This is a genomic window from Arthrobacter sulfonylureivorans, assembly GCF_022637435.1.
Taxonomy (GTDB): domain Bacteria; phylum Actinomycetota; class Actinomycetes; order Actinomycetales; family Micrococcaceae; genus Crystallibacter; species Crystallibacter sulfonylureivorans.
Window position 1 is genome coordinate 2,507,434 of record NZ_CP093326.1, and the last position, 21,219, is coordinate 2,528,652.

Below are 21,219 nucleotides of genomic sequence, written 5' to 3' on the forward strand. Positions count from 1 at the left end.
TGTATCCCGCTGTTTCAGGTTGGTGCCGGAAGGACTTTGATGGCGCATTTTGTGATCATGGGCTGCGGGCGCGTGGGCGTCACGCTGGCCCACACCCTGGTTGATTCCGGGCACAGCGTGGCCATTATTGACCAGGACGACCGCGCCTTCCGCCGCCTGCGTTCCGGATTCACCGGCCGCAAAGTGACAGGTGTTGGCTTCGACCGGGACACCCTGCGGCAGGCGGATATTGAGAACGCCTATGCTTTCGCAGCAGTCTCCAGCGGCGACAACTCCAACATCCTGGCCACCCGCGTGGCTCGCGAGACTTTCCACGTGCCGCACGTCGTGGCGCGGATCTACGATCCCGGCCGCGCGGAAATCTACCAGCGGCTAGGCATCCCCACGGTGGCCGCGGTGCGTTGGAGCGCTGACCAGGTGCTGCGGCGGATCCTGCCCGAGCAGAGCATCAAGGGCGACTTCCGTGAGGCGTCCGGACGCCTCATCTTGGGCGAAGTACAACTGGACGACGGATGGGTGGGCCGGGAGCTGACCGAGATCGAAGCGGCCTCCAGCACACGGGTGGCCTACCTGACGCGTTTTGGTGAAGGGATCCTGCCGGGCCCGGGCACCCGTTATCAGAAGGGCGACATCGTGCACGCCATGATGAGCGTAGATTCAACGTTCGAGATCGATCGGATTTTGTCCAAGCCGCCGGTGGAGGAGTCCGAATGAGAGTCGTGATTGCCGGTGCAGGCAGCGTCGGTTCGTCGATTGCGCGCGAGTTGCTCTCGAACAACCACGACATCCTGCTGATTGATCCGAAACCCGAGGTGATTGGCCGCAGCGGCCTGAAGGGTGCACGCTGGCTGATCGGTGACGCCTGCGAGATCACCACGCTGCGAGAAGCCCGGCTCGAGGATGCCGACGTGGTGGTCTCAGCTACCGGCGACGACAAGGTGAACCTGGTGGTCTCCCTGCTGGCCAAGAGCGAGTTCGGTGTGGGCCGCACGGTGGGACGCGTGAACAATCCGAAAAACGACTGGATGTTCGACGATTCCTGGGGCGTGGACGTGGCCGTGAACACCCCGCGCCTGATGACTGCGCTGGTAGAAGAAGCGGTGGAGATCGGCGATCTGGTCCGCTTGCTGACGCTTCAGACCGGTATCGCTTCGATGGTCGAGTTCACTGTTCCCACCGATTCGGCGTTGATCGGCCGCAGGATCGGGTCCATCGACTGGCCGCAGGATGCCACGGTGGTGGCGATCCTGCGCGATGACATTCCGATTACGCCCAGCCCGGACGACGTAGTCGAAGCCAGCGACGAGCTCTTCTTCATCACCACCATCGCCGCGGAGGATGACCTGCGGGCGGTGCTGACCGGCCGGCCGGCCGCCGGAGACTGACGCCGGACTAATTCAGTCGGCCCGGCTTGCCTCCACGGCGGCCGGGCGGGAGACCAGCCAGGCCAGCCACAGCCCCAGTGCATAGAGCGGAACGCCCATGAGCAGGCGGGTGGTGCCCAGTGCCACCAGCCCGTCATCGCCCATCAGGTAGAGCGGCACCTGCACTGCGAGCCGCAGGAACAGCACCGCCGTGAGGATCCATGTGGCGATGGTGTAGGCCTTGAGCCGCTGCGGCTGCTTGCGCCATGCGGTCCCCTCGTTGCGGATCAGCCCGAAAATCAGTCCCAGCGCCGGCCATTTCACCGCAATCGTTACCAGCATGGCCACGATGTAGGCCGCATTGGTGAAGAAGCCCCAGACGTAGAAGTCCTCGGCACGCCCGGTGGTGTTGGCGACAAACGCACAGATGGCAACCCCCACCAGGCCGGAGAATGCCTGCGTGACGGTGCCCCGCTGTACCAGTCGCAGCACGGTGAAGATGGCCGCGACCGCCACCGCCCCAATCAGCGCGGGGCCGAGCTCCTGGCCAATGGTGAAGACCACCAGGAAGATCACTCCGGGCAGGATGCTTTCGGCCAGCCCACGGACACCGCCCACGGTCTTCAAAACGTCGATCTGTCCGTCGGCGCTCCGTTGGACCCCGGCACGCGCGGCATAGCTGCTGGCGAGTGCTTCGGCAGCGTCCGGCCTCTCCTTGGCTGGTTCTTCGGCGGGGGCGGGGCTGGCCGCAGGCTGCTGCGCGCCGTCGTTCGGCCGCCCGCTGTGCTGCGGACCGGAGTCCGGCTGCTGATCTGTCATAGGTCAATTCTCCAACGGACTGAGGATCTCGTAGCGCGGGTTGTAAATAGTAGCCAGGCCGTCCACGCGGAACAGCATGCCCTCGAACGAGAGCCGGATACCAGCCACGATCCCCGGGACGCGGTGTTGTCCCAGCCAGACCAGCCTGACCCGTGGATGCCCGCCGTCCCGGGATTTTCCCGGATGCTGCTGGCCTGCATCGGTGACGACGGCGGCAAATCGCGGCGGCTGACCGGGCGGCTCGATGGTTATAGCCTCCACCAGGCCGCTGCCAGCAACATGGCCGCGCTCGGGCAACTGCGCCATGGGGCTGCCCCCGGAACCGGACGGAAGCTCAGGCAAGTCAGCGAATCTCGGTGATTTCCGGGCCCCGCTCGGGGGCGGACAGTCCGGGTCGCTGCGCCTCGGCGGCCTGCTGCTGCTCGGCGGCACCCTTCGGCATCTTCAGCTGCAGCAGGTCCTTGGGCGGCAGCGGCTGTGTGCCGCGGACCACCACGGTGGCCCGGAACAATTCCTCGAGGTCGGCAGCTTTGGCACGGTCCAGAGCGGCTGGGCCGCCGATGACGCCGCGCAAGAACCAGCGCGGCCCGTCCACACCGAGGAACCGGGCTACCCGGTAGCCCTTCTGACCGTCCGAACTCTGCGCCGGAAGCTTCGCCACGACTTCGGTACCCATCGGCCCGTCAACCTCCTGGACGGTACCGCCCTGGGAACCGACGGAGCTGGCGATCTGGGTGCGGATTTCATCCCACAACCCCTCGGACTTAGGCGCGGCAAAAGCCTGGAGCTGCAGGTTCGATCCGCCAAAATCCAGCGTCACGGCCACGACCCGCTGCGACTTTTCCTCGATCTCAAGCCGCAGTTGCAGGCCCTCCCGGGGACGGATCTTCAGGGCGCCCAGGTCCAGGTAGTCGATCCCGGCGTCCTGTTCGGAGTCGTCGAAGGGACCGTTGCGGCGGGGACCGCTCTGCGGCGCCTGCCGCGTGGCATCCTCACCGGGTACGGTGGCAGCCTCGGTGGCGAGCTCTTCGCCGTCGTTCTGGTTTTTCTTTTTGGAACGCCCAAATGCCATAGCCTGAGTTTCCTCTTCCTCCGGTTTTGCCGGGTTGCTCTGAAGTCTGCGCGGCCTTGCTGCCGCCTGCGGCAGGATGGCCGCCGTCCGTGCCGGCGGGCATTGCCGCCACACGAGCCCGCGTCTTTACTGTGCGCCGAACCCTCCGGTGGACCCGAATCCGCCGGCGCCGCGGGCGGAATCGGGAAGCTCGGCGACAAGCTCGAAAGCGGCCGTCTCCACCTTCTGGATGACCAGTTGAGCGATCCTGTCGCCCCGTTTGAAAGTTAGCGTCTCGCTGGCATCAGTGTTGAGCAGGGTGACCGCAATTTCGCCCCGGTAACCGGCGTCAACGGTGCCAGGGGCATTGACTATGGTCAGTCCGTGCTTAGTGGCCAGACCGGACCGAGGATGCACCAGGGCAACGTAACCGTGCGGCAGCGCCAGCGCCACGCCCGTCGGCACCAGGATCCGCTCCCCCGGAGCGATCCGGAAATCAATGCGGGTCCGCAGGTCCGCGCCGGCATCTCCCGGATGGGCGTAGGAGGGCGCTTCAAGTCCTTCGTCGAGCATTTTCAGCTGGACGGTCAGTGTTTCAATTGTCTGCTGCACTCGTGATCGTCTGTCCTTGAGAGGGGCGAAGGTGCGGGCTGTTTTCCGGCGTTCCAAAGGCTCGCCCGCTGAGATATTCCGCACAACACTCTAGCGCGTTTTCAGCCCTCCCGCCCGCGGGCGGGGCCGGTTCCGCAGCCGCGGCGGAGGCAAGGTGAAATGGCTGCCAAAAGGTGAAAAGCTGAGTGCATGACACAACCAGCGACCCCTGCAGGCGGCTCCGGTCCCGCCGGCGGTCCTTCTTCCGTGACTCACTACGATGAGCGGCTGTGGCCCAACTTCTGGGTCTGGCTGATTGCGGCCGGCACCGCCGCCGCCGTCGTCGTGATGTTGGCACCGATCAGCATGACCGCAGGCATCATCGGCGCCATCGTTGCCGCCATCCTGCTGGCTGTGCTGCTGATCGCATCCACACCGCGGATCTTGGTCACCGACACCATGCTGCACGTGGGCCGCGCCCAAATCGAGCGTCGCTATGTTGGCCAGGTGGAGGCATATACCGGTGAGGCCGCCACCGAGCAGCGCGGTCCCAAACTGAACGGCACCGCCTATATGTGCATGCGGGGCTGGATTGATCCGGTGGTCACCATCCAGATCACCGACGAAACGGACCTGACACCGTACTGGATAGCCTCGACGCGCCGCCCGCAGCAACTCGCCGCGGCCTTGAATCGTCCTGCGCAGGACAAGGACTAGCCCGACGTCGCTTCCAGCTGCACCATCGGCAGCGGCGCAGCTGAAAGCAGACAGCACGAGGGCGGGCGCTGTGCAGCTATCCTGCACAGCGCCTAGCTATCCCTCACAGTCCGTGCAATAGAGCAGTCCGTCCTTCTCCTTGGCCACCTGCGACCGGTGGCGTACCAGGAAACAGGAAGCGCAGGTAAATTCATCCTGCTGCGCCGGCAGCACGCGCACCAGCAACTCCTCGCCGGACAAGTCTGCGCCGGGCAGTTCGAACCCTTCCGCTGCCTCGGCCTCATCCTCGTCGACGACGGAAGACTGCTTATCGGTCCGCCGATGCGACTTCAGCTCCTCAATGGACTCCTCGCTGGTCTCTTCGTCCGGCTTCCGAGGGGCATCGTAGTCAGTGGCCATTGTTGTTCGTTCACTCCCTTCCAGTCCCGGTTCATCAAGGCAGGATCCCCCCGCCCCGGGACTGGGTGTCCCGCGCCTGACGAGCCGCTCACAGGTCAACGTATCCGCCGTCGGATTTGTGCCCGTGACGCGAAGATTCTTGCCTATTTACCGTTCGCATGACAAACTTCCCGGCCGCCGGGGCAGGTGCTGCCGCCTTGAGCCCGTCAACTGGGGACGGCGACCTTGGCCACAAACTCCACGCCACACCCGCGAAAACAATAGGAAAAGCACTGTATCGGTGGCAGAGTTTCAAGCAGAAAGTGTCGTCTGGTGGAGGGTTTTCATGCAGGATCTACGGCTGGTGGGTGTCCATGAGGATGGCGAACATCTGCTGTTGAGCGCAGGTGGAGACGACTACCGTCTGACGATAGACGAGGCCCTGCGAACAGCGGTTTTTCGCCCTACAACCACACGCGCTCCCGGCGCCGGCGAGCCAGCGGAAGCAGGCCTCTCACCGCGCGAGATTCAGGCGCGCATTCGTGCAGGCGCTACCGCCGAGGAGGTTGCGGCTGAATCCGGCCTTGGCCTCGAACGCATCCGGCGCTACGAAAGCCCGGTGCTGGCAGAGCGGCACTACATTGTTGAGCAAGCCCGCAACGTAGAGGTGGCCGGCCCGCTGCCCGGCCATGACGGCTACCGTTCGGCCTTTGGCGATGAGCCGGCCACCTTGGGTGGGATGGTGGACCACCGAATCCATGCCTTTGGCATCGAACCGGACTCGATGAACTGGGACTCCTGGCGGCGCAACGACGGCACCTGGGAGATCGTGGCCTCGTTCCCCGTCCCAGCGGCACCGGCCACGGAGTCGATCGGAGAAGAACCGCCGGCCAGGTGGATCTTCCACGCTGCCCGCCGCACCATCCAAAACGCCAACCGGTGGGCGCAACAGCTGAGCGAGCTCGAAACGGTGGAGGGTCCTGTGCCCGGCCGCCGGTTGAAGGCCGTTACCGACCACGTATTCGACTTTGAGGCCGACAGCGTGGCGGACCTCGACCCCGCGGACAAGCAGGAGGACGAGCAGTCCGCCGAGTCGGAGGAGCTGCTGGAAGTGCTGCGCTCGCGCCGCGGTCAGCGGCTGGGCGTCGATGAGGACGCCGACGACGCGCTGGCCCTGATGCTCACCCAGGGCCCGGTGCCCGCAGCCCATCCCCGCGACTCGTTTGAACGCGACTCGCTCGAACATGATTCCTTTGATGAAGCGGATCATCACGACGACGAGCCCGCCGTTCGTCCGCGGGCCGGTTTCCCGCTGACGCTGGCTCCGGCCTACGACGACGGCTCCTTCTCCTCATTGGACTTGGACCATGGCATCAGCACCCTCACGCACGAGATCACGCTCTCCGGCGCGCCGGAATTCCTCAGGGACGAACCCGCCGAGGACACCGACGGCGACGATCATGAATCGTACGATTACATTGCCGAAGAGGCCGAGGACGACGACGAAGCGCGCGATGACGCGCAAGCCGCCCACTCATCCACAGCCCATCCGGCAGAAGAACTGCGGCCTTCCACGGCTCCGGTGAAAACCGTGCCTGAGGCCAAGGCCTCTGTCTGGGACAAGAACCGGGCGGAACAGGTTGGATCTGGGACGGCGCGATCCGCATCAGCAACCGATGCGGACGACGCCGATGGAGCGGACTCGGCACCGGAACCGCCCAAGCGGACCATCAAGCCCAAACGGTCCAGCGTCCCCAGCTGGGACGAAATAGTCTTCGGCAAAAAGCACGACTGACGGCTGTTCGCCGAGTAAACAGCGGCGCTCCTAGCCACCTACCGGTTTTCACCCGGGGCCCAATCCCAATCGGCTACCGCCAGACACGCGGACCTTCCTCCTAGAACGGTGGCGGGTCCTGCAGTTGGTTCGGTGACGGTGCATCCTGCTGCCGGTCACCCGCTGCCCGCGCTTTGCGGGCGGGGTGCCAGGCCGGCAGCCAATCGTCATCTGTAGCTTCCCCCGGCCCGGGTCCCGTTGGCGGTTGAATGACCAGCGGTTCGATTTGCCGGCGCTGATCCTCGGGGAGCGCAACGGCGACGGCGGGCGGATAGGCCGGTCGGCCGGACGGGGCGACGTCTTCGCCGGGCCGGTCGGTGTAGGTCCGGCCGGCCGGGGTGGTCACTTCGAACACGCCGGGCGAGGGCTGTGCCATTTTCCAGCCCGCGTTCGTTTTCAGCCCGTGGTGGGTCTCGCACGGCGGACCCAGGTTCCCGGCATCGGTTTCGCCCGTCGCGCCGTCGGCGCGGAAGGCCTGGGTGTGGTCGATCTGGCAGGCCTTGCCGTGTTTGCGGCAGCCGGCAAACGGACACACCTCATCCCGTTTCCGCACCATCCGGGCCAGATCCGCCGGCGGCCGGTACCGGCTCTTGCCGTAGGAGAGCCTGGCCCCGGTCTCCGGATGCGTCAGGATCCGGTAAAACGACTTCGCATCCGCACACAACTGCCGGGCCGCGTCCGCCGGGATCGGACCGTACCCGTCCAGCGTGGCCGGTTCCCCGCCCAGCCCCAGTAACGAGAGCACCGGGACGGTGACCGACGGTTCGGCATGGATCCCGGCCGCCGGGCCGGTATCCATCCCCGCATGCATAAGCAGGTCCGCGAACACGTCCGCCCGCAACTGCCCCCTGGACCGGGTCTCGCCGTGCTGGCCGCGCAGGTGGACGGCGGTCCGGGTGAGCCGGTCATCGATCGCGGCGGCCTGCTCGGCCGGCAGGTACGCGTTCAGCCACGCCATCCCGTCCGGCGCCGGTTCCACGCCCACGTTCCGCCGCTCCTCCGCGCTCCGGCGGCGCCGAGTGATGCTCTCCGGATGCGTGCGCTCGCGCAGCCGCCGCGCCATGCCCCGCAGCGACCGCAACGACCTGCCCTTCACCCGGCCCAACAAGGCCTGTTCAAACCCGGCCGTGGCCTCCTCGGGCAGGGACCTGCCCTGGACGACGATGACCGCGGCCTGCTCCCGGTCCAGCTCCCCGGCGGCCATCGCCGCCAGCGTGGCGGGAAACAACCGGTGCAGGTCGCCCGCCTGGTCCAGCCTCGCCCGGGCCTGCTCCTCGGGCAGGCCGAGCAGGCAGCCCAGTTCCTCCGCCGCCGACGTTGCGGCCAGCAGCTGCCGCTGCCGCAACGTGGTGCAGCCCGGCCCCGGCGGCGGCAACTGCGCCAGCGCCGTCTCCCCCAGCCGCGCCTCCAGCGCCACCTCCCGGCCGTCCAGCCAACACCTCACCCGGTGCACCGCGGCCAGATGCTCCACCGTCTCCTGATACCCCAGCCCGCCGGTGCCCGAACCGGCCAGCATGGCCAGCAGCACCGCAGGCTCCGCCCCCGCCACCAGCGTTTCCAGGCGCTCGGCGAAATAGTCAGCGTGCGCTTTCGACTCGAACAAACCCTCCGGCAGCCAGCACCCCTCGGGCAGGTTCGGCAAATCGGCGAACTCCGCCGGAACCGCCCCCACCCCCGGCGGCCGGTCGGTGCCATCGTCGAGCTCCCAGGCCGCGAAGTCCTCCCGATACGCCCGGTTCCCCTGATCAAGCTCCTCCTCCGGTGCCGGCGGGACCACCAGCCCCGCGTACGGGTCAGGACCCGGCTCGAACACCGGCTCCGCCCACCGCACCGGCGCCGGCTCTTTCCGGGCCGGTTTCATCCGCGCCAGAATCGCCGCGATCGCCGCCTCACGCTCCTCCTGCGTAGGCAACCGCCGGCCCTCCCCAGAAACCGGTCCCCGCTCCGCCATCCCGTCCATAACCCAACTCAACCAGCCGGGTATGACAGTTTGGGAATGTTTTCCCGTACTGCCCGGTGAGAATCTTTGCGCCTGCGCGAGCGTGATCCTCGCGACCAATAACTCTGAGACGACTCCGCCAACCCCGTTGGCGAGAGTCAAGGACAGAAGGCACGTGGCGGGCGGTATGGTGCAGGTGGATCGGCCAGTAGTCCGGGATCGGGTTGAAGTAGAGCGTTCCAAGCCCGGCGTCGAGGCTTTAGAAGAAGCATGCTGCGCCAGGCGTGCGCCCGGCGCATTCCTAGCGCCGTTTGGTTGGGGCGGCCAAAGTCAGCAGGGGTACTTCGCGCTCGGCCTTGGTGAGGGAGCCGTGCTGGCCGACTACCGACATCGCGGTTTCCGGAACGCGGCGCGTGTCATAGAAAGCGACGGGTTCACGGGCAGCTACCATCACGTCGCCGATGCGCGGCAGCACTCGGGGATCGACTTGGCCGAAGAAACCTCGGTTGATGGCTTCTTCGCGGGTGATGATCCAGGCCTGATTCCCGTAGGTCGCCCGCCAGGCTGCGGTCGTCTGTTCACGGTGTGCGGCCGTGGCATCCGGCTCAAAGTAGAGGTGGACCAGCCGGGGCTCCCCCGCTGTGTGCCGGACTCCGGCGACCAGCGCCGGATCGGCCGAGTAGTCGAACCGGAACTCTTCGGCCACATCCAGCATGCCGTGGTCGGCGGTCAGCAGCAGCAGCGTATCTGCCGGCAACTGGCGGGTCAGCCGACGCATGTCCGAATCGAGTTCTTCCAGCTCGCCGCCCCACTGGGCCGAGGCTGCACCAAACCGGTGGCCGGCCTTGTCCAGTTCGTTGAAGTACAGGTAAACCAGAGCACGGTCGGTGGCTGCCAGGGCTTCGGCCGCCGCGAGGGTGCGGGCATGGCTGGTTGCACCCGGCCTGAACGAACTGCCGCGCAGCGCCGCCCGGGTCATCCCGGACTCGGCGAACCGGGGCAGGCTGACGGTGGTGACCGGCAGGTGTTCCGCCACCTGTTCGAACACCGTGGGATACGGCTGCCAGACATGCGGATCAACCTTGGCGTCCCAGCCGCCGAGCTGATTGACCACTTTGTCCTGGTCCGGGTCCAGCACGTCATAGCCGACCATGCCGTGCAGGCCCGGGGCCAGACCGGTCCCCAGGCTGGCGAGGGACGCCGCCGTCGTCGATGGAAAGGCACTCCCGAGGGTGCGGGAGTTCTCCATCGCCTGGCGCAGGAACGGCGCGTGGCCACCGCGCTGTTTCAACAGCGCCTTGCCGAGCCCATCCACCATGACCACGCAGACACGCCTGGCCTGCGGCAGTTGCAGGACATTACTGAAGCCGTCGGCGCCTAGTGCGGCGGCGGCGCTGGTCATCACCTCGGCGAGGGAGTTGCGGCCGTAGCCCGGGGCGGCCGGAAGCGGTTCGTGTGTCAGGGTCACGCAGCGTCAGTCCCGCGGATCAGCGGCCGTGGTGGCCGCGGACCAAACGGTTACCGATGCGCGGGCGCGGCTGCACCGGCCCCGGCACAGCAGCGGGTTCGGGGTGGCTGGTGCTGAGCTTGCGCAGTGCCCGGGCAAAATCCTTGGCGTTCTGCACCGCTTGCAGTCCGTCCGCCTCCGCGCTGACGCGGAGCACGATGTCTTCCTGGACGATGTTGCCGGTGTAGCCGTGGTCTGCATCGCACTGCGGATCGCCGCAGCCGGCCGGGCCCATGTCCAGGCGCTGGCCGCCGGACCACGCGATGGCCAGGGTCAACTCGCGGGCCTGGTCGGCGGAGGTGTAGTTCTGCGGCTGGGCGTAGACGTAGCTGAGCACCACCGAACGGATCTGGCTGACCGGAACGGACTCGGTGGAAATCTGAGCCACCATCTGCTCGCCCTCGTCGTCCAGCTGCTGGTCGTCCACGTGGGTAATCACCAGCATGTCCTCAGTGAGGACCAGCACGGTGATGTGCCGGTGCACCTCATTGCGGTCGAAGTGTGTCTCCAGGTGGACCAGATGGGACAGCGGTTCGCGCTGATCCAGGGCGTCGTGGACCACGTCGGAAACCAGCAGCGGGTAAAAGCCTGCCCGGTTGAGGGCGTCGTCGAGACTGCGGCGTTCTGCCGTCGAAAGGTGGCTCATATGTTCCATATTCCCCTACCCTGCTGCCAGATGGCCAACCCGGGGTCAGTCACGCATGGCGCGCCGCGCGCTATCCGTTCGGTGCGCGTGGTTGCCGAGCCTGACTTCGGCGTTCAGCACAGCCAGGCCGCGGTCGGAGAGCTGGACCGGGTTGAGCTCCAGCAGCGCCACCTCGGGATGCTCATCCTTCAGCTGTGCGACCCGGGCAATCAGGTCCTCCAGCGCCGGGACATCCACCGCCGGCAGGCCTTGGTAGCCGAAGAGCTTGCCGGCGGCACGCGGCCCCCGGACCAGATCCGCCACGTCCACCGTGGTCAGCGGCGGGATCCGGTGCGACCAGTCCCCCAACAGGTTCACGGCGTCGCCGGCCAGCCCGAAGGACACCACCGGGCCCAGCAGCGGATCTTCGATCGCACGGATGGTGCAGGCCTGGCCCGCGGGCACCATTGACTGGACCTCCAACGGAATGTCGCCGAACTGGGCCAGGCTGGCGCGCATGTGCGCAATGTTGGCGCGCAGCGTGGTTGCGTCGGTGATGTTCAACCGGACGCCGCCCAGATCCAGCCGCTGCCGCAGCCGCGCATCGGTGGTCTTCAACGCCACGGGCCAGCCGAGCCGTTCGGCAGCCGCCACAGCCTCCTCGTCGTTGGTAAATCCGGCGGACTCCTGCACGGTGATGCCGTAACAACCCAACAGCCGGGCGGTCTGCGCGCGGGTGGGTGTGAGCAGATCGGTCCCGGTCACCCCGGCGAGCAGGGCGTCGATCTGCTGCTGGGACGTGGCTGGGTCGGTGCCGGCCGATTCGGTGTACTCGCCTTTGTCCCGGGCCTTCCATTCGGCATAGCGGACCACGGCTGCCAGCGCGTTCACGGCGCTGCCCGGGCTGGCAAAACACGGCAGCGCCCGCTGGAGTCCGCCCACCGCGGGTTCCGAACCGGCGCCGGATTCATCACCGGTTGCCAGCAGTCCGTCGGATCGTTCCGCGAGGTCGAGCACACCGGTAAATGAGGCGACCACCGGTTTGCCCGCCTCTTCGGCGCATTCGCGCAGCACGTCGGCCAGCACTGAGGTCGGGATTCCGGTGGCCGGGAGCAGGGTGACGACGGCGGCGTGCACCTCGGGTGCCGACAGCGCCTGCCGCACCCGCTGGCGAAGCACCGGCAGTGCTTTGGACTGCCCGGTGTTCAGGTCCATCCCGGTTTCCAGCCGGACCACGTCCAGCTGGTGGGCCTTGGCGGCGTCGGCCACCACGTTGCCCAGCGCCAAGGAGTTGCTGAAGACGGCCAGATTGGCGCCGGCCGGGAGCGGCTGGCTGACCAGGACCTGCGCCACGTCCATCAGCTCTTCGTTGGTTTCCACGCGGATCACGCCGGACTGGCGGAACATCGCGTCCAGCGCGCCGATCGGCGCCTGGGTGGTCCGCACCGCGTGGCCCGGCGGCAGCTGCAGTCCCATCACGTCGGACTTGGCCACGATGACGGGCTTGCTGAGCGAGAGCCGGCGTGCGATCCGGGAAAATTTGCGCGGGTTGCCGATGGATTCCAGGTACAGCCCCACCGCCTTGGTGGCCGCGTCGTCTTCCCAGTACTGCATCACGTCGTTGCCGGAAACGTCGGCCCGGTTGCCACCGGAGACCATGGAGGACAGGCCAAGCCCGCGCCGGCTGGCGGCGGTGTAGAGCAGCACACCGATAGCTGCCGACTGGCTGAACAACCCAAGCGGTCCACGGGGCGGCATCGCAGGCGCCATGGACGCATTCAGCGCGACCGCCGGATCGGTATTCAGGAGTCCCAGCGAACCGGGGCCGATCACGCGCACGCCGTGGGCGCGGGCGTGGCGGACCAGTTCGCGTTGCCGCTGCAGTCCTTCGTTGCCGGCTTGGGAGAAACCGTCGCTGGCCACCAAAATCCCCTTGACCCCGGCGGCAGCACATTCGCGTGCCACCTTGGTTACTTCTTCGTAGGGGACGGCAACGACGGCGAGTTCCACCGGGTCCGGGACCTCGGCGATGGTCCCGTAGGAGATCATGCCGTTCAGTTCAAAGGCCTGCGGGTTGATGGCATAGACGGGGCCGGTGAATCCGGCTTCGATGATGTTCTCCAGCAGCGAGTAGCCCACGCTGCCCCAGTCCCGGCTGGCCCCGATCACCGCCACGGATCCGGGCGCGAGCAAGGCCGCAACGCTTTTGGCCTCGGCCCGGTGTTCACGGGCGGCCATGACGGCACGGGACCGTTCGGTCGGATCAAGGTCGAACTCCAAGGCGACCACACCGTCGTCGAAATGGCGCCGTACTTCATAGCCCGCGTCGTTGAAGACGGTGATCATCTTCCGGTTCTCCGGCAGCACCTCGGCGGAGAACTTGCTGATGCCGTTTTCCCGGGCCGCCGCCGCCAGATGCTCCAGCAGAATGGATCCCAGTCCGCGCCCCTGGTGGGCGTCCGAAATGTTGAAGGCAACCTCGGCCTCGGACGGATCGTTGAGCCGGTCATAGCGGCCGATCCCGATGATTTCGTCGCCGATCGTGGTCACGAAGGCCACGCGGTTGACATAGTCGACGTTGGTGAAGCGGGCCAGTTCGCGCGCGCTGAGCTTGGCCTTGAAGGTGAAAAAGCGCAGGTAGATGGAGCTTTCCGATTGCCCCACGTGGAAGGCCTGCAGCGCCTCGGCGTCGGCCGGGACTATGGGGCGCAGGTGCGCCGTCCCGCCGTCGCGCAGCACGACATCCGCTTCCCAATAATCCGGATAATCCGGGGAATCAGCCTCTTGCGCCATAAACTCACTGTATCCGCAACTTTTAACTAAGGACCGAAGCACTACCCATGCCCCGTCGCCAGACTCCAGCCCCCGAAGAGGACTTCACGGAGAACATCGTCGATATTGACGTGACCTCCGAGATGGAAGGCTCCTTCCTCGAATACGCCTACTCGGTCATCTACTCGCGTGCCCTGCCCGATGCCCGCGATGGGTTGAAGCCGGTGCAGCGCCGCATTCTGTACATGATGTCCCAGATGGGGCTGCGGCCGGACCGGGGGCATGTGAAGTCCGCCCGCGTGGTCGGCGAAGTGATGGGCAAGCTCCACCCGCACGGCGACGCCGCCATTTACGACGCGATGGTGCGCATGGCGCAGTCGTTCTCGCTGCGGATGCCGCTGATCGACGGGCACGGCAACTTCGGATCGCTCGACGACGGTCCGGCGGCGCCGCGGTATACCGAGGCGCGGCTGGCGGCCCCGGCGCTGGCGCTGACGGACCATCTGGACGAAGACGTGGTGGACTTCGTTCCGAACTACGACAACCAGCTGATGCAGCCGGAGGTACTCCCGGCCGCCTTCCCGAACCTGCTGGTCAACGGCTCCTCCGGCATCGCCGTGGGCATGGCCACCAATATGGCTCCGCACAACCTGGGCGAAGTGATCGCCGCGGCCCAGCACCTGATCGCCAATCCGGAAGCCACGCTCGAGGACATCATCCGGTTCGTCCCGGGACCGGATCTGCCGTCGGGCGGCAAGATCGTGGGGCTGGACGGCATCCGGGACGCCTACGCCACCGGCCGCGGCTCGTTCAAGACCCGCGCCAAGGTGGAGGTTGAAAAGCTCACCGCCCGCCGCACCGGCCTGGTGGTCACGGAACTGCCCTACGGCGTCGGCCCGGAAAAGGTGATCGAGAAGATCAAGGACACGGTCACGTCCAAGAAGCTGCAGGGCATCAGCGACATTGTGGACCTGACCGACCGGCAGCACGGCCTGCGCCTGGTCATTGAGCTGAAGAACGGCTTCAATCCGAACGCCGTGCTCGCCCAGCTGTACCGCTATTCGCCGATGGAAGACTCTTTCGGCATCAACAACGTCACGCTGGTGGACGGGCAGCCGCGCACGCTGGGCCTGTTGGAGCTGCTGCGGGTTTACGTGGACCACCGCATCGGCGTGGTCCGCCGGCGCACCGCGTTCCGGCTGGGCAAGAAGAAGGACCGCCTGCACCTGGTCGAAGGCCTGTTGATTGCCATCGTGGACATCGACGAGGTCATCCAGATCATCCGGTCCTCGGACGAGGCCGCCGCCGCCCGCGAACGGCTAATGGCCATCTACGATTTGTCCGAGATCCAGGCCAACTACATCCTGGAACTGCGGCTCCGCCAGCTGACCAAGTACTCCCGGATCGAGCTGGAGAAGGAACAGGACGAACTGCGCCGCGAGATTGCGGAGCTGGAGGAGATCCTGGCCAACGAGTCCACGCTGCGCCAACTGGTCTCCACCGAACTGGGCGAGGTATCCGCGCTCTACGCCACGCCGCGGCGGACCGTGCTGCTCGAATCGGAGGCCGCTGCCCCACTGCGCGGCACGGCACTGCCGGCCCCCGCCGCCGCGGGCAAGAACGCCAAGGCGGCCCTGCCGCTGCAGATAGCCGACGACCCGTGCTGGGTGCTGCTCTCCGCGTCCGGCCAGCTGGCCCGCACGGTGGACCAGGAGCCCTTGGCGGACGGCCAGCGGATCCGGCACGACACCCTGCTGTCCGTGGTGAAGACCACGGCGCGGGCCGAGATCGGAGCCGTCACCTCGCTGGGCCGGATGCTGCGGCTTCCGGTGCTGGACATGCCGGTGCTCGCTGGGGCGGCCGGCTCCCCGAATCTGGCCGGCGGCGTTCCGGTCAAGGAGTTCATCACGCTCGCGAAGGGCGAATCCCTGGTGGCGCTGGCGCCACTGGACAAGGTGCTGGCCATCGGCACCGCGCAGGGCGTGGCCAAGCGCGTCACCCCGGAGTACCCGCTGAACCGGGAGGACTGGGAGATCATCGCGCTCAAGCCCAAGGACTACATTGTGGGCCTGAGCGTGCCGGCCGACGACGACGAGCTGGTCTTCATCACGCGCCAGGCACAGCTGCTGCACTTCCCGGCATCCACGGTCCGGGCCCAGGGACGCACTGCCGGCGGCGTGGCGGGGATCAAGCTGGCCGTCGACGATTCGGTAGCGTTCTTCGGCTCGGTCGCTGCTTCAGATGCGGCCGCCGTCGTCGTCACCGTTGCATCCACGCAGGACGCCCTGCCGGGAACCTCCCCAGGGTCCGTCAAGGTCACCCCGTTCGCCGAGTACCCGGCGAAGGGCCGGGCCACCGGTGGCGTCCGCGCACACCGCTTCCTGAAGGGCGAAGACGTGCTCACGCTGGCTTGGGCGGGGCACGGTCCCGCGAAGGCCAGTTCCGCCAACGGGGCCTCGCGGGCCTTGCCCACCGAACATGGCCGCCGCGATGGATCCGGCATACCGCTGTCCCAGTCGGTGGACGCCGTCGGCCCGTCCTTGTCCGGCCTGTCCTTGTCTGATCCGTCCTTGTCCGGCCTGTCCTTGTCTGATCCGTCCTTGTCGCTGCAGGAGCCGGAAGACTCGTAGGCTGGCAGCATGCCGATCACTCCCGACAGCAAAGACTGGACCTGGGTCACCGAACGGCCCTGTCCCGAATGCGGCTTCGATCCGGCCGGCATCACGCCGGACCGGATCGGCCCAGCGGTGCTGGCCTCCGTGCCGCGCTGGCAGGCCGCCCTGGCGGAGCCGGGGGTGGGCATCCGCCCGGACAACAGCACCTGGTCCGTCCTGGAGTACGCGGCCCACGTGCGCGATCTCTGCCGGGTATTCGAAACCCGGCTGCAGCTGATGCTGGGCCAGGACAATCCCGGCTTCCCGGACTGGGACCAGGATGCCGCCGCGGTGGAGGGACAGTACGCCAGCCTGGATCCGCTCGCCGTGGCGCAGGAACTGGCCTCGTCGGCAGCCGATGCGGCGGCCGGCTTCAATGCCGTAACCCCGGCTGAGTGGGACCGGAGCGGCACGCGCAGCAACGGCTCGGTTTTCACGGTCACCAGCCTGGGCAGCTATTTCCTGCACGATGTCATTCACCACCTGCACGACGTCGGCGCGTAGCGGTCGCACGAACCAACGCACGACGGCGGCGCGCAGCGCCTGCCGCCGCGGTGCGGCCCGTGCCGGGTCAGGCCAGTCAGGTCAGCGGCAGTTCGTAGTCCAGGTAGCGCTTGGTCGGCACGTAGCCCATCCGGGTGTAGAGGGCCAGCGCCCCGCTGGGGTTCTCGGTATCCACGCCCAGTCCCGCATGTGCCATCCCGCCGGCCCGGAACCGGCGCATGGCTTCGGCCAGCAGCGACTGGGCGAGCCCGCGGCCGCGCCACGGCCTGCGGACGCCCAGCAGGTTGGTGAAGCCTTCGTCGTACCCCGACTGGTTTTTGTACTCCGGATCGAAGCTGGCCACCTGGTACGCCACCGTCTCGCCGGAGGCGGCCTCCACCACCGAAATGCTCCATTCCGGCTTGGTCTCCGGGTGCTGCACCAGGGTCTTCCACCGGCGCTCGTCCCGTGGCTCGCTGCCCCAGTGGTCCGCGAACGCCTCGTTGTGGGCCAGCCGCACGGCGTCGCTGTCGCCCGGGTCCAGGTCCACAAACACGAAGCCCTGCGGCAGCGGCGCGTCCGGAATCTCCTGGAGCGGCCGGGTCATTTCGGTGAAGTAGCGCACCACCTTGGCGCCCACCGCGGTCATCAGCGCGTTGTGCGCCGGATCGTGTTCCTCGGTGCTGCTCCGCAAGACGCCGCCGGTGATGCCGGCCGCGCCGAACCGGCGCCGCTGGCAGTCGGCCTGCCACGCGTAAAGCGCCCTGCCGATGCCGCGGCGGCGCCAGTCCGGATCAACGCCGCCCCAGGTGTGGGCGACTGGCGAGCCGGCGTTCGCGTAGACCCGGCCCACCGCACGCGCGGTCCCGTCGGCATCCAGCCCGATGGCGGTGCACTCGGCCGGGTTGTTGGCAGGGTCGTCGAATGCCTCCGCCAAATCCGCCTTCGTCTCGGTCCACACGGGCTTGTCCACCGCGGCCATCCGATGGATCAACTGGTGCCAGCCGTCAATGTCCGCTTCCGTCATGGCCCGCCAGTGCAGTCCTCCGCCGGGATCGGCCGGGAGGTCGGGATTCGTCATTGCCTCAGCCTAAGGCAGCAGCGTACCTGCCGGTAGACATCCGCAGCCGGTGGTCGCACCACTGGGCCTGGCGCTCGTCGTGGGTCACCATGACCACTGCTTTCCCGGCGAGTGCCCGCCGCAGATCCAGCAGCAGGTCGTCCGCCGCCTCGCGGTCCAAATGGGCGGTCGGTTCGTCCAGCAGCACCACGTCTGAGTCCGCCAGCAGCGCCCTGGCCACGGCCACCCGCTGCCGCTGGCCGCCGGAGAGGAAGTGCCCGCCCGGGCCGATCCGGGTGTCGAGGCCCTCCGGCAGCTCGGGGAGGAATCCGCCGAGTCCCACGGCGGTCAGCGCCGAGCGCATCTGCTCCTCGCTCGGCGCCTCTTCAGGCCGCCGGGCCAGCAGCAGGTTGGCCCGCACCGTCGAGTTGAACAGGTGCGCCTCCTGCGGCATCCAGGCGATGGCGGAGCGCGGCGCATCGGCGGCCGTGCCGTTGACCAGATACTGGCCGGACGCCAGCGGCAGGAAGCCCAGCAGCACGCCCAGCAAGGTGGACTTTCCGCTGCCCGACGGCCCGGTCACGGCCAACCATTGCCCGCGCTCCACCCGCAGGTCTACTCCGGCAAAAGCGTCCTGCGCCGCGTCGGGATAGCGGTAGGACGCGTCCCGCAGCTCCAGCGTTTCGACCGCGTGCCCGGCCGCCACGTCGGCCGGGATCGCGGTGCTGCCCAGATCCGGCGCCACCCGCACACCGGCGGCGCGCCAGGCACCCCATTGCTGCACGGCGGTGTTGACTGCCATGAACGGCTCCACCAGCGCCAACTGCATGAGGACGACGACGGCGGCCACCCCCGGCGCGGTGCCGCCGGCGGCTCCAATCATCACCACCGCGGCCAGCGAACAGGCCAGGGCGGTCAGTCCGTGGCCTAGTCCTTGGGCCCAGGCACTGCGCTGCACTGCCGCCGTCGCCTGCCGGTCCAACCGACGGGCCCGCTGCAGCAGCGGCCGGGCGGCGGTGTTGGCAGCCAGATCCGGCGCGGCTGCCAGCAACCGTGTCACGGCATTCAGCGACCTGCCCTTGAGCTGAACGTTGGCAGCCTGCGCGTGGCGGTCCACCCAACGCGTCACGGCCGGCGCCAGCACCACGCAGACTGCCGAGAGCAGCAACTGCCAGCCGAGGGCCGCAGGCATCAGCAGCGCCGTGGCCACACAGGAGGCCGCAGCCACCAGCAGGCCCACCAGCGGGGCGAAGACGGCCCGCGGCGCCACATCGCGCAGTTCGTCCACATCTCCGACCAGACGTTCCAGGGCGCCACCGCCGCGCGCCAGCCGCCGCCAGGCTGCCGGTCGCTGCAGCAGTCCGTTCCACAGCCGGATCCGCAGCCGGTCGGTGCTTTCGAAGACCGCGTCGTGCAGCTTCAACCGTTCCTGGTACCGCAGCACCGAGCGTCCGATGCCGAAGAACCGGACGCCGACAATGGACGTCATCAGGTGCAGGATCGGGGGTTGCTCGCTGGCGTAGACAATCAGCCAGCCGGACAGACCGGCCAGCGAGACGGCGAAGAGTGCCGCGCCGAGGCCAAAGCACAGCGCTGCCAGGAACCGCGGGCTCCATGGCCGCAGCAGGGCCACTTGCCGCCACAGGCCAGGTCCGGCCGCGGGGACGTCCTCGTCCGGCGCGTCCGTCCGGCCGCCCGGTGCCTCGGCCGCAGGATCGGTGTGGTCGGTGTCCGGCTCAGCGGCAGCGGCCACAACATGGCCCGACGGCCGAGCGGCGGGGGCGGCTTCCCCGCGGGACGGGACCACCGGCACCACGTGGTCGGCGAGCGCCGCCGTGTCCGGGTCATGGGCCACCAGCACGGTGGTCACGCGGCCCCGAAGCCCGGCCAGCGCCGCCTCAATGGCGCGCGCACTCTGCTCGTCCACATGGGCCGTGGGTTCATCGGCGAGCAGCACATCCACGCCGGGGACGTGTTCGATCCGTGCCAGCGCCCGCGCCACCGCCACCCGACGCAGTTCGCCGGGGCTGAGGTCGCCGGTGTCAGCGTCCGCCAGGCTGGCGGCGTTCACGCGTGACAGTGCTTCCGTCGCTGCCGCCCGCCCGGCCGGTCCGGTCAGCCCCGCATACAGTGCCACCTCTTCCGCCGCCGTCGCTTCCGAGGGAACCGGATGTTGCGGAATCCAGGCAATCCGGCCGCGGTGGATGCCGGACACTTCCCCGGCCAGCCGGATGCCCGCGCCGTCGCGGCGCAGACCGGCCAGCACTTCCAGCACGGTGCTTTTGCCGCCACCGCTCGGTCCGGACAGGGCGGTGATACGGCCCGCCGGCGCGGTGAAATCCAGCCCTTCCACTATTTGCCCCCGCCCGGGGTACCCTGCGGACAACCCGGACACCCGCACTTCCGGTGCTCCCCCGCCTGCCGCGGGCACGGGACCGGCAGCGGGCACCAGCGGCCGGCCGGCCGGCGCGTCCAGCACGGCCTTGCTGCGCTTGAGCGATTCCAGTCCGTCTTCGCTCGCATGGTGCGCCGAGCCGAGATCGCGCAGCGGCTGGAAACAGTCCGGCGCCAGGATCAGCGCCAGCAGCCCGGCTTCCAGTTCCATCCCGCCATAGACCAGCCGGATGCCCACGAAAACGGCCACCACGGCCACGGAAATGGTGGCGATCAGCTCCAGCGCCAGCGAGGAGAGGAAGGCTACCCGCAACGTGACCATGGTCCGTTCGCGATAGGCGCTGGCGACATCGCGCAGCGCCCTGGTCTGTGCCGCCGCCCGGCCCAGGCCGACCAGGACCGGAAGCCCGCGGGCCAATTCCAGCAGGTGGTCGGAAAGCCGGTCCAAGGCCGCGGCGGCTTGTTCCGTCCGGTCTTCGGTGTGCTTGCCGATCAGGATCATGAAGACCGGCACCAGTGGCAGCGTGAGCACCACGATCAGTGCGCTCACCCAGTCCGCGGTCAGGATCCGCAGCCCCACCAGCAGGGGTACCACGGCACAGGTCACCAGTGCCGGCAGGTACTTGGTGTAATAGTCGTCCAGGTTGTCCAGGCCCCGGGTGGCCAGCACGCTCAGGGCGCCGTCACCGGTGGAGTTCGCTCCGTCAGAGGTGGCACCTCCATCGTCCAGGATCCGCGCGGAGAGGCGGGCCCGCAGGTCCTCCTTGACTCCGGCTGCGGCCCGCTGTGCCGCCACATCCTGGCCCCAGGCCGCCGCCGCTCGCAGCAGGGCGCCGATGACGCCGGGCAGCAGCACCCCGTCCCAGCTAAAGGTCCCGGCCGCCAAGCCGGCCACCCCGCTGGCCACCGCCGACGCGAGCAGCACCAGCCCGGCGGCTTTGACCGCCGCGGCCAGTCCCAGCAGGTACAGCGCGCGTTTGCCGGCGGCGCCCACCGGCAGCATGGGTTTCACTGTGCTTCCTTCACTGTGC

Annotated in this window: 17 protein-coding genes; 6 read left to right on the plus strand and 11 right to left on the minus strand. The window is 68.0% G+C overall.

Annotated features, from left to right (window positions below; all coding sequences use genetic code 11):
• The first annotated feature begins 39 nt into the window (after positions 1–39).
• Together MNQ99_RS11675 and MNQ99_RS11680 are read left to right on the plus strand one after the other, a co-directional pair.
• On the plus strand, positions 40–714 hold the full coding sequence (locus MNQ99_RS11675; RefSeq protein ID WP_127515361.1) for a potassium channel family protein: 675 nt from the start codon (positions 40–42) through the stop codon (positions 712–714).
• Positions 711–1,385 (plus strand): potassium channel family protein, encoded by a 675-nt coding sequence (locus MNQ99_RS11680; protein ID WP_127515363.1) that lies wholly within the window; start codon positions 711–713, stop codon positions 1,383–1,385. The genes MNQ99_RS11675 and MNQ99_RS11680 overlap by 4 nt, the downstream gene beginning before the upstream one ends.
• Before the next feature lie 12 nt (positions 1,386–1,397).
• On the opposite strand, the gene MNQ99_RS11685 is transcribed toward MNQ99_RS11680, so the two are convergent.
• The 4 genes from MNQ99_RS11685 to dut form a co-directional block, all read right to left on the minus strand.
• A complete protein-coding gene (locus tag MNQ99_RS11685; protein ID WP_241913067.1) occupies positions 1,398–2,183 on the minus strand; it encodes a DUF3159 domain-containing protein in 786 nt (261 codons plus the stop codon).
• A 3-nt stretch (positions 2,184–2,186) separates the two neighbouring features.
• Positions 2,187–2,525: a hypothetical protein gene (locus MNQ99_RS11690; protein ID WP_241913068.1), complete on the minus strand. Its 339-nt coding sequence runs from the start codon at positions 2,523–2,525 to the stop codon at positions 2,187–2,189.
• A 1-nt stretch (position 2,526) separates the two neighbouring features.
• Complete coding sequence (locus MNQ99_RS11695; protein WP_127515369.1) at positions 2,527–3,255, minus strand: DUF3710 domain-containing protein; 729 nt, start codon at positions 3,253–3,255, stop codon at positions 2,527–2,529.
• Between the two features lie 126 nt (positions 3,256–3,381).
• Entirely contained in the window at positions 3,382–3,846 is a 465-nt protein-coding gene (gene dut, locus MNQ99_RS11700) for a dUTP diphosphatase (protein WP_277883544.1), read from the minus strand.
• A gap of 189 nt (positions 3,847–4,035) precedes the next feature.
• Between dut and MNQ99_RS11705 the strand changes: the two genes are divergently transcribed.
• Positions 4,036–4,542, plus strand: coding sequence for a DUF3093 domain-containing protein (locus tag MNQ99_RS11705; protein WP_127515373.1), 507 nt, complete (start codon positions 4,036–4,038; stop codon positions 4,540–4,542).
• Positions 4,543–4,638: 96 nt separating this feature from the next.
• On the opposite strand, the gene MNQ99_RS11710 is transcribed toward MNQ99_RS11705, so the two are convergent.
• Positions 4,639–4,941 carry a DUF4193 domain-containing protein gene (locus MNQ99_RS11710; protein WP_127515375.1) on the minus strand — a complete coding sequence of 101 codons (303 nt, stop codon included), beginning with the start codon at positions 4,939–4,941 and terminating at the stop codon, positions 4,639–4,641.
• A gap of 325 nt (positions 4,942–5,266) precedes the next feature.
• Here MNQ99_RS11710 and sepH point away from each other — a divergent pair, with 325 nt between their 5' ends.
• Positions 5,267–6,715, plus strand: coding sequence for a septation protein SepH (gene sepH, locus MNQ99_RS11715; protein ID WP_241913069.1), 1,449 nt, complete (start codon positions 5,267–5,269; stop codon positions 6,713–6,715).
• A 100-nt stretch (positions 6,716–6,815) separates the two neighbouring features.
• Here sepH and MNQ99_RS11720 read toward each other — a convergent pair whose 3' ends face one another.
• The 4 genes from MNQ99_RS11720 to MNQ99_RS11735 all read right to left on the minus strand — a co-directional run bounded on the left by MNQ99_RS11720 (position 6,816) and on the right by MNQ99_RS11735 (position 13,618).
• Positions 6,816–8,666 carry an HNH endonuclease signature motif containing protein gene (locus MNQ99_RS11720; RefSeq protein ID WP_277883545.1) on the minus strand — a complete coding sequence of 617 codons (1,851 nt, stop codon included), beginning with the start codon at positions 8,664–8,666 and terminating at the stop codon, positions 6,816–6,818.
• 328 nt (positions 8,667–8,994) lie between these two features.
• Positions 8,995–10,095, minus strand: coding sequence for an alkaline phosphatase family protein (locus MNQ99_RS11725; RefSeq protein ID WP_241915348.1), 1,101 nt, complete (start codon positions 10,093–10,095; stop codon positions 8,995–8,997).
• Between the two features lie 85 nt (positions 10,096–10,180).
• Positions 10,181–10,855: a DUF5998 family protein gene (locus MNQ99_RS11730; protein ID WP_164745494.1), complete on the minus strand. Its 675-nt coding sequence runs from the start codon at positions 10,853–10,855 to the stop codon at positions 10,181–10,183.
• Between the two features lie 36 nt (positions 10,856–10,891).
• Positions 10,892–13,618, minus strand: a complete 2,727-nt coding sequence (locus MNQ99_RS11735) for a bifunctional acetate--CoA ligase family protein/GNAT family N-acetyltransferase (protein ID WP_241913070.1) — start codon at positions 13,616–13,618, stop codon at positions 10,892–10,894.
• Positions 13,619–13,665: 47 nt separating this feature from the next.
• On the opposite strand from MNQ99_RS11735, the gene MNQ99_RS11740 reads away from it, so the two are divergent.
• Both MNQ99_RS11740 and MNQ99_RS11745 read left to right on the plus strand, forming a co-directional pair.
• Complete coding sequence (locus MNQ99_RS11740) at positions 13,666–16,227, plus strand: DNA gyrase/topoisomerase IV subunit A (RefSeq protein ID WP_241913071.1); 2,562 nt, start codon at positions 13,666–13,668, stop codon at positions 16,225–16,227.
• 9 nt (positions 16,228–16,236) lie between these two features.
• A complete protein-coding gene (locus MNQ99_RS11745; protein ID WP_241913072.1) occupies positions 16,237–16,755 on the plus strand; it encodes a DinB family protein in 519 nt (172 codons plus the stop codon).
• Between the two features lie 76 nt (positions 16,756–16,831).
• Here MNQ99_RS11745 and MNQ99_RS11750 read toward each other — a convergent pair whose 3' ends face one another.
• Both MNQ99_RS11750 and cydD read right to left on the minus strand, forming a co-directional pair.
• The gene (locus MNQ99_RS11750) at positions 16,832–17,815 is read right to left on the minus strand and encodes a GNAT family N-acetyltransferase (RefSeq protein ID WP_241913073.1); all 984 of its coding nucleotides are present in this window, start codon (positions 17,813–17,815) and stop codon (positions 16,832–16,834) included.
• A gap of 4 nt (positions 17,816–17,819) precedes the next feature.
• Positions 17,820–21,191, minus strand: coding sequence for a thiol reductant ABC exporter subunit CydD (gene cydD / locus MNQ99_RS11755; protein ID WP_241915349.1), 3,372 nt, complete (start codon positions 21,189–21,191; stop codon positions 17,820–17,822).
• Positions 21,192–21,219 lie beyond the last annotated feature (28 nt).